Raw genomic sequence first — 7,997 nt, 5'->3', positions numbered from 1 at the left:
ATTCCTAATCCAATAAATCTTTGCTTTTTCGATATTTCTTCAATTTCTTTTAGAGGGTAGATGTTTGATTCTATGACGTCATCTAAAAATCTAACAGCCCAATATATTATTTCTTGGAATTCTGAAATATCATCCGAGTTGGGGTTTCCTAAATCCATGTCTTCAACCAACTTTGCAACGTCTATAGAACCGAGATTACAACTTCCAAAAGGTGGTAGTGGTTCTTCTCCGCATGGGTTTGTGGCGGTGACTGGGGTATGTTCACTCATTGCGTAGTATTGATTGTGTCTGCCAAGGAAGAGCATGCCAGGATCTCCCGTTTTCCATGCGTTTTCTACCATTTTGTTCATTAAATCGTTTGCCTTGATAGTCTTTCTTATGGATGATGCGGGATGTTCTAAGGTGAGATCTCCATCCTCTTCGAGCATTTTTTTGAATTCTTTTGGGTTGTCAATGTTCACTGAAATATTGAAGTAATTCAAGACATTGTTGCCTTTGTTGTCTTTTTTGGAATTTATAAAGTCAAAGACATCGGGATGATCATACCTTAGTACAGCCATTTGAGCTGCCCGCCTTGCCCCACCTTGTTCTATCGTGGAAGCTGCTGTGTTGAAAACATGCATGAAGCTAATGGGTCCGGAGGATTTTCCCCCTGTTCCAGCAATAGAAGAACCTTTTGGACGTAAAACAGAGAAGTCGTATCCCACTCCTCCTCCATATTTCATTATTAAAGCAGCATTTTTTACCGCATCGAATATGGCGTTCATTGAGTCGTCCATAGGGATTACAAAACATGCAGATAACATGTTGTGTTTTGTTCTTGAATCAAAAATTGTTTTGTAGTCTTCTAAAGTTGTTTCTTCTATATCTTTTTTGAATAATTGTCTGTCCATTGTTTTGCCTGCGTTGAATATCGTTGGACTGTTTGGTAAGAAAATTCGAGATTTAATTAGTTGATAAAAATGCTCTTCTGCATTTTTTATTTCTTCTACATCGTTGGTATAGTTTACTTCAGCTGCAGCAACATGTCTTGCAATCCTTTTTGCAACTTCATCCCATGTGCTTTCTAAATAATTCCCTTCGCCATCTTTTAAAAAGTATCTGTCTTTTAATATGGTGATTGCATTCTTCGATGGTTCTTTTTGGATCCATTTATTTAAAACTCTCATGAAAATTACCCCCTTGAATCAATATATTGTACTTTTATATGATAACACGACAATATATTGAAATCAAGGGGGTCTATTAAAAATTTACAAAATCTTATTGAGGATATTTTACTAGTCCCATCAAGTAGTTTTTATGGGGCATGAGAGGATTGTTAGGTGTTACCCTTACATTTATTCCATATTCCCCTCTGTCTTCTATTTTAAATTTTACTGAGTATAGATATGTGTCTTTTTGTACTTCTTTGATGAGTTTCATATCGTACCGCCTTATATTGGCAATTTTTCCGTCTTTTAACCTTGCAAATACAACTTCTGGTAGGATTGAGTCAGGCCCTATACCTGGCAAGTATATTTCTGCTTGTACTCCTATTTCTTCTTCTGCATTTTTTACGCCAGTAATATCTTGATCGAGTTTGACATGTATTTTTATAGAGTCCCAATTTTCTTTTAATAATTTAACCCAACCGGCAAATTCTTTTGCCAATTTAAAGTCATCGTTTGAAAAACGTATGTGTTGCTCAAGAGCTGGCATATATAGTTTTTGAGTGTATTCTTTGAGCATTCTTGATGTGTTGAAGAAAGACGTGACACTTTTAATAGATTCTTTCATCTTTGATACCCATTCTTTTGAAACGTTAGATTCTTCTTTTTCATAGTACAGAGGCACTATTTGTTTTTCTAATTGGTTGTATATTGAAACACTGTCTATTTTATCCTGTAATTTCAAGTCTTCATAGTCTCTGTTGTCCCCTATGGCCCATCCATTTTTACCGTTGTATCCTTCAACCCACCAGCCATCTAAAACTGAGAAGTTTATAGCTCCATTCATTCCGGCTTTCTGGCCTGATGTTCCAGATGCCTCTCTTGGACGTCTAGGATTGTTTAACCAAATGTCAACACCCGAAACTAAGTGCCTTGCCATATCCATATCGTAATTTTCCAGAATTATTACCTTATTTTGAAATTCTGGTTTTCGTGAGTATTCGTATATCTTTTTTATGAGTTCTTGACCTGGTTTATCTGCAGGATGAGCTTTACCAGCGAATATTAATTGTACGGGTTTGTCCGGATCGTTCAAAATCTTTTTTAATCTTTCTTCATCACTGAATATTAGATCTGCTCTTTTGTAAGTAGCAAATCTTCTGGCAAAACCAATAGTTAAAGCTTTTTCATCACCTATTTGATTTACTTCTTCAAGTTGTTCAACTGTTTCTCCATGTCTCGATCTTTGTGCTTTTATGCTTTTTCTGACGTATTCTATTAATTCTTTCTTTAGTTGTTGGTGAGTTTCCCATAGTTCATGGTCAGGGATGTTGTCAATTTTTTCCCAAAGTTCTGGATCGTCTATCTTTGACATCCAGTCTACGCCCAAGTATTCTTTTAAAGATTCCTGTAATTTTGGGTTTAACCATGTGTCTATATGTACACCATTGGTGACATAGTTTATAGGTACTTCCAACCATTCAATACCAGGCCAAACATGGTTCCATAACTTCCTTGATACTTCTCCATGTAGCCTTGAAACTGCATTTGATCTTCCAGAGAGTTTTAGCGCCAAAATGGTCATTGAAAATAATTCTTCCGTGCTTTGTTGCTTTTCTAATCCTAAATTTAGAAAGTCCTGCCTTGAAGCTCCTAATTTAGGCCAGAAGTCTCCAAAATATTTATCAATTAAAGAAATAGAAAATACATCGTTTCCAGCTGGTACAGGAGTGTGAGTGGTAAAAACGTTTCCAGCCCGAACCGCTTCAATTGCTTCCTGAAAAGTTAAGCCATGTTCTTGAACTAATTCACGTATTCTTTCAAGCCCTAAGAATGCAGCGTGACCTTCATTCATGTGCCAAACAGATGGGTTGTATCCTAACTTTCTTACCGCTTTAACTCCACCAATCCCTATTAATATTTCTTGCTTTATGCGCATCTCTATGTCTCCACCATACAATGTGGAGGTTATTTCTCTATCTTCAGGGTCATTTTGCATTAGGTTGGTGTCAAGAAGATATAGGTTCACTCTTCCAACCTTTACTTGCCATACTTTAGCGAATATCTTTTTCCCCAATAGGTCTATATCGACGTATATTTCATCTCCGTTGCTATCTCTGGCAGGAATTATAGGGAAATCCGAAAAATCGTAATCTAAATATATACTTTCTTGCCAACCTTCCGAATTGAGTTTCTGAATGAAATACCCCTTTTGATATAATAAACCTACAGCTATAAGCGGTATACCTAGATCACTTGCACTTTTTAGATGATCACCAGCCAATATTCCTAAACCGCCAGAATACATTGGAAAAGATTCGTGAAGGCCGTATTCCATACAAAAGTAAGCAATTTCCCCTTCTTTAAAAGAACTATGGGTTTTTCTGAACCATGTGTTGCTATTTTCATTCATATAATCAGAGAGCCCTTTCATGACTTCTTGATAGAGTTCATTAAATTTTGAATCTTCTGCAGCTTTGTTTAACTTTTTTTGTTCCACACGCTTTAAAAAAGTGACCGGGTTTCTCTGGGTGGATTCCCAAAGCTCTTTGTCTATGTTTTCGAATAAGGCTTGAGCTTTATAATTCCAAGTCCACCACATGTTTTCAGAGAGTTCTTTTAACCCAGAAATCTTTTCTGGGATTTTTGGAACGACGGTAATTTTACTTATAAAATCCATGTTTTACCCTCCCAATATAGCTTTTGATAGAATCTTTAAAATTAGATAACCCCTTTTGGACCCAATCCCAGTAACTTTTTTAAAATAAATATAATACTTGAAAATTCTTTATTTCTAAATTTTCTAATTATTGCTCCAAAATTCTTGAGATTCCGATATCATTATTAGTTCTCCAAAATTATTGGTTGATTTTTCTAAATAGTAAATCTTGTTGAACAAGCCATACTTTTTAGAAATGAAATAAATGTAGTCTTGAGATTCACCTACTGTGCTTATTAAATTTTTTGACAAAGTAAATTCTTGTCTTTTACTTTCAATGGTGTAACTGTCCTCACTTTCTTTGATATAATCATAATTTGCTAATTCTGGAACCTCTAAAACCCTTATTCTTAGAAGGTTTTCAACAAAGGTGAAGATATCTTCCACAATTTCTTCGTTTGGTACTATGACAAATTTAAAGATATTCCCATTTTTTAGAATTACAGAATATTCAAGACCTCTGAAATCGTATGAAGGATATGAGATTACTACCATATCAGAGTTTTCAAAAAAGAAGAATCTATCGTCAAATGTTTGAATATTGAATGAACCAAACTTCGTTTTTACTGTGTAAGTGTTTGTGATATTGCTTTTTTCAATAGTTATATTGTAACCTTTGGGCGAAAAAGGCATTTTTTTAACCCGTTCGTAGCCGGTTTCTTTGATTTTTACATATGGATAGTAATAATGGTTTTCTAAGTTTTCTACGTACAAATTCCATAGTATGAAAGTTGCAAAATATATGACTGCCATAGTGCCAATGATGATTAATAAATTTTTTAGACTGTCGTTGGATTGGTCTTTTTCTTTTTCTTCCATGATTTTTTCTCCTGTTTTAATGGTTGTTTTTAGCGCCCTTTCCCCCGCTCCCCACCCTTGGACGTTAAGGGGCAAGCCCCTTAAAAACCCCAAGTTCAAAATTAAAGTTTATTGCATAGATCTGAGAAAAACATCATTTTCTACGCAAATGGAAATTTGGAAGTCAATTCTAAGGCTTTATAAAAACCTTTTTGCACAAGGCTGCAAAAGGGCTCCGCCCTGTGACCCTTTAAAAAGTAGAGCATTTTTTCGTTAATTGTTGGCATCGTTTTTTTGTAAGCTGCGCTTAGTCTTTATTTGTGCCCCTTCGCCCCGCAGCCCACCCTTAAGGAAAAAGGTCTTTCCTCTTTCATCCTCAAAAGCCCATCCGTGAGGAAAAAAGTCTTTATTTAGCGCCCCTTCGCCCCGCAGCCCACCCCATAAGGAAAAGGCCGAAGGGCCCCTTGGACCCTGCAGCTCATCCCCAAGGAAACGTCGCCTTTACCCCTTACCTAGCAACCCACCGACATTAACTACCAGGGAATATATTTATTAGTAATTGGCATTCTTCTGTCTTTTCCAAAACTTCTTTCAGTTAGTTTTATACCAGGAGCAGATTGCCTTCTTTTGTACTCGTTCTTGTTGACCATATTTATTACATTTTTCAATAACCCTTCATCGTATCCTTCCTGTAGTAATTCATCATAAGACATTTCTCTGTCTATATACTTGAATAAAATCTCATCCAGTAAAGCATATGGAGGTAAGGTATCTTCATCTTTTTGATTTGGTCTAAGCTCTGCTGAAGGCGGTTTTTCTAATATAGATTTTATAATAATTTCTTTTCCGTGAAGTTCGTTGTATTTTCTGGCAACTTTGTATAGGTCTGTCTTGTATAAGTCTTTAATGGGAGAGAATCCCCCGGCCATGTCTCCATACATTGTAGCATATCCTGTAGCTGCTTCACTTTTATTTCCGCATGCTAAGGCTAAATATCCATATTTGTTCGAAAATGCCATTACTAAGTTTCCCCTTATCCTTGCTTGAATGTTTTCTTCAGTTTTGTCTTCTTCAGTACTTTTGAAGCTTTCTTTCAAATTTTCAATATATTTTTCGTATATGTCATTTATCGGAATTATTTTGTAATTTATTCCTAAATTTTTGGATAGTTCTATCGAATCGTCGATACTGCCTTTAGAAGAGTATTGAGAAGGCATTAGTAATCCTAAAACATTTTCAGGACCTATAGCGTCCGCAGCAATAGCCGCCGTGAGCGAGGAATCTATTCCTCCACTTAGTCCTAATACAACTTTTTGGAAACCATTTTTCCATACATAATCTTTTATCCCTGTTTTTACAGCGAGGTACAATTGCTCGTATAGATCAAAAGAGTCAACTTTGATAGCTTTTATAGGATTTTTTCCCGTAATCTTTTTCCCTATTTTGATTGTATTTACACTTTCATAATAGGCACTTTGATTGTAATGTTTCCTTTTTCCTTCCCTTAAATTCGCTCTAGTGGGTTCTAGGGGATCTATATCTATAAAATACAACCCTTCTTCAAAAGAAGGAGCACTTAATTCTATTTCTCCGTATGGGTTAATTACAACGCTTCCACCATCGAAAACCAACTCATCTTGTCCACCTACATTATTGCAATAAGCAATCCAACTTGATAACTCTGATGCTCTAGTTTTGAGCATTTCGAACCTTACCTTATTTCTTCCCTTATAAAAAGGAGACGAAGAAAGATTTAAAATCAAATTGGCTCCGTTTTGGGCTAAGGAAACAGCCGGTCCATTGGGAACCCACAGATCTTCACAAATTGTTATTCCTATTTTGATCCGTTCAATTTCCATTAAAAAAGGTGTTCTACCGGCAGTAAAATATCTTTTTTCGTCAAAAACAGAGTAGTTTGGTAAGAACATCTTTTTATAACTACCATAGATTTCCCCTTTATAAATAACAAAAGCAGTGTTGTAGGATTCAACATCCCAGTCAACAGCACCTAAAACTATTACAACATCTTTAGATTCGCTAAAATCTTGTATTTCTTCTATACTTTTCAAAGAATCCCTTAAAAATTGAGTTTTTAAGATTAAATCTTCGGGAGGATAACCATTTAGAGTTAATTCTGGAAAGAGTATCAGATCGGCACCTTTTTCGTCTGCCTTAGAGATGAAATCTTTTATCTTTTCAATATTTCCCTGATAATCGCCAACTGTGGAATTCATTTGGGCCAAAGATATTCTTATTTTCATAGCTAATTTGTGCTTTTAGTTGATTTTTTAAAAGCACAGGCCTCCTTTTTTGGTATTGAAAAAAAGAAACACCAATATATTTTACCATTCTTGCCATAATAAATCAAATTTTCTATTTATGATGTCAGCTAACCCTTTATTTTTAATTATTACAACCATTTCGTCATTTTTCTCTCTTGCCCTGTAGGTCAGATTGTAACTTCCTATAATGACCATTTCTCCATCTATTGTTACACACTTTGCATGAATGTCATTTCTATACTTTATATTTATGCCTTGCATATATTTTAATGGTGATGTGTAGATTTTGTTCCAATCGTCGGATAGTATTTCAACAACTACATTATTGGAGGAAGCTTGTTCCAAGATATGGACGAAGTAGGGATCGGTGAAAGAATATGAAAAAACTTTTATAGAAATTTTGGATCTCTTAATCTCATTTAAAACTGAGTTAAGGACCTCTTTTGATGGCCCAGTTACTATTTTTACTTTCCCGAATTCTGTCGTGTTTAGGCGCTCATTGATTGCTTTTTTTGAATATCCAAATTTACCTCTTTGAAAGTTTTCATATTCAGCAAGAAAAACTTTTACGATCTTTTCATCTTCGGTGTAGATAAAGATGTTTAAATCTGTTAATAAACCGCTTGCAGTAAAATTTCCGGTTCCAAATAATACTGAGTTGTTATCAAAAATCATATATTTTTGATGTAGATAACCATCGGTGTTTTTGTCATATTTGATGTTTAAATTTAAATCACCAGAATATCCACCATCTTTTTCTAAAAATATTTGGTGATTTATAGCTGATAATTTTTTAGAAATTGTGTCATCCAAACTGAAAGATACAACTTTTACTGAAGTGCTCGTTGTTAGTTTTTGGTTTATAAAGTGTGCTAATTCTCCACCGGAGAAGAAGAGTTCATAGGAAAAAAGCGAGGTAAAGAAAGACAGAAATAATGCTGTTAAGATAAGTTTTGCTTTCAATGTTGTTAAACCTCCGTCCTGTGAACTTTTGAAGCTTTATTATAAAATTTCTTCTAAAACTTACTGTTAGCGCCCCTTCGCCCC

The 7,997-nt window shown here is 35.1% G+C and carries 5 protein-coding genes; all 5 read right to left on the bottom strand.

Translation table 11 applies throughout. From position 1 onward, the window contains the following. On the bottom strand, window positions 1-1,169 hold a 1,169-nt coding region (locus AA81_RS11925; RefSeq protein ID WP_281256304.1), incomplete at its 3' end, for a ribonucleotide reductase barrel domain-containing protein. 94 nt (window positions 1,170-1,263) lie between these two features. Next, window positions 1,264-3,831, bottom strand: coding sequence for an alpha-glucan family phosphorylase (gene glgP / locus AA81_RS11920; RefSeq protein ID WP_103078207.1), 2,568 nt, complete (start codon window positions 3,829-3,831; stop codon window positions 1,264-1,266). A 123-nt stretch (window positions 3,832-3,954) separates the two neighbouring features. Continuing rightward, window positions 3,955-4,689 (bottom strand): hypothetical protein, encoded by a 735-nt coding sequence (locus AA81_RS11915; RefSeq protein WP_146026617.1) that lies wholly within the window; start codon window positions 4,687-4,689, stop codon window positions 3,955-3,957. A gap of 512 nt (window positions 4,690-5,201) precedes the next feature. Further along, window positions 5,202-6,929 carry an NAD+ synthase gene (locus tag AA81_RS11910; protein ID WP_103078205.1) on the bottom strand — a complete coding sequence of 576 codons (1,728 nt, stop codon included), beginning with the start codon at window positions 6,927-6,929 and terminating at the stop codon, window positions 5,202-5,204. An 81-nt stretch (window positions 6,930-7,010) separates the two neighbouring features. Next, window positions 7,011-7,913, bottom strand: a complete 903-nt coding sequence (locus tag AA81_RS11905; RefSeq protein WP_103078204.1) for a phospholipase D-like domain-containing protein — start codon at window positions 7,911-7,913, stop codon at window positions 7,011-7,013. Between the last annotated feature and the right edge of the window lie 84 nt (window positions 7,914-7,997).

It is taken from the genome of Petrotoga halophila DSM 16923 (assembly GCF_002924615.1).
The sequence above is the reverse complement of the archived record's forward strand: the minus strand, read 5'-3'. Positions and strand labels throughout refer to the sequence as shown.

Excerpts from the sequence above, each read along its gene's own strand:
- glgP (WP_103078207.1), bottom strand. The coding sequence starts at position 3,831 with ATGGATTTTATAAGTAAAATTACCGTCGTTCCAAAAATCCCAGAAAAG.
- AA81_RS11915 (WP_146026617.1), bottom strand. The coding sequence starts at position 4,689 with ATGGAAGAAAAAGAAAAAGACCAATCCAACGACAGTCTAAAAAATTTA.
- AA81_RS11910 (WP_103078205.1), bottom strand. The coding sequence starts at position 6,929 with ATGAAAATAAGAATATCTTTGGCCCAAATGAATTCCACAGTTGGCGAT.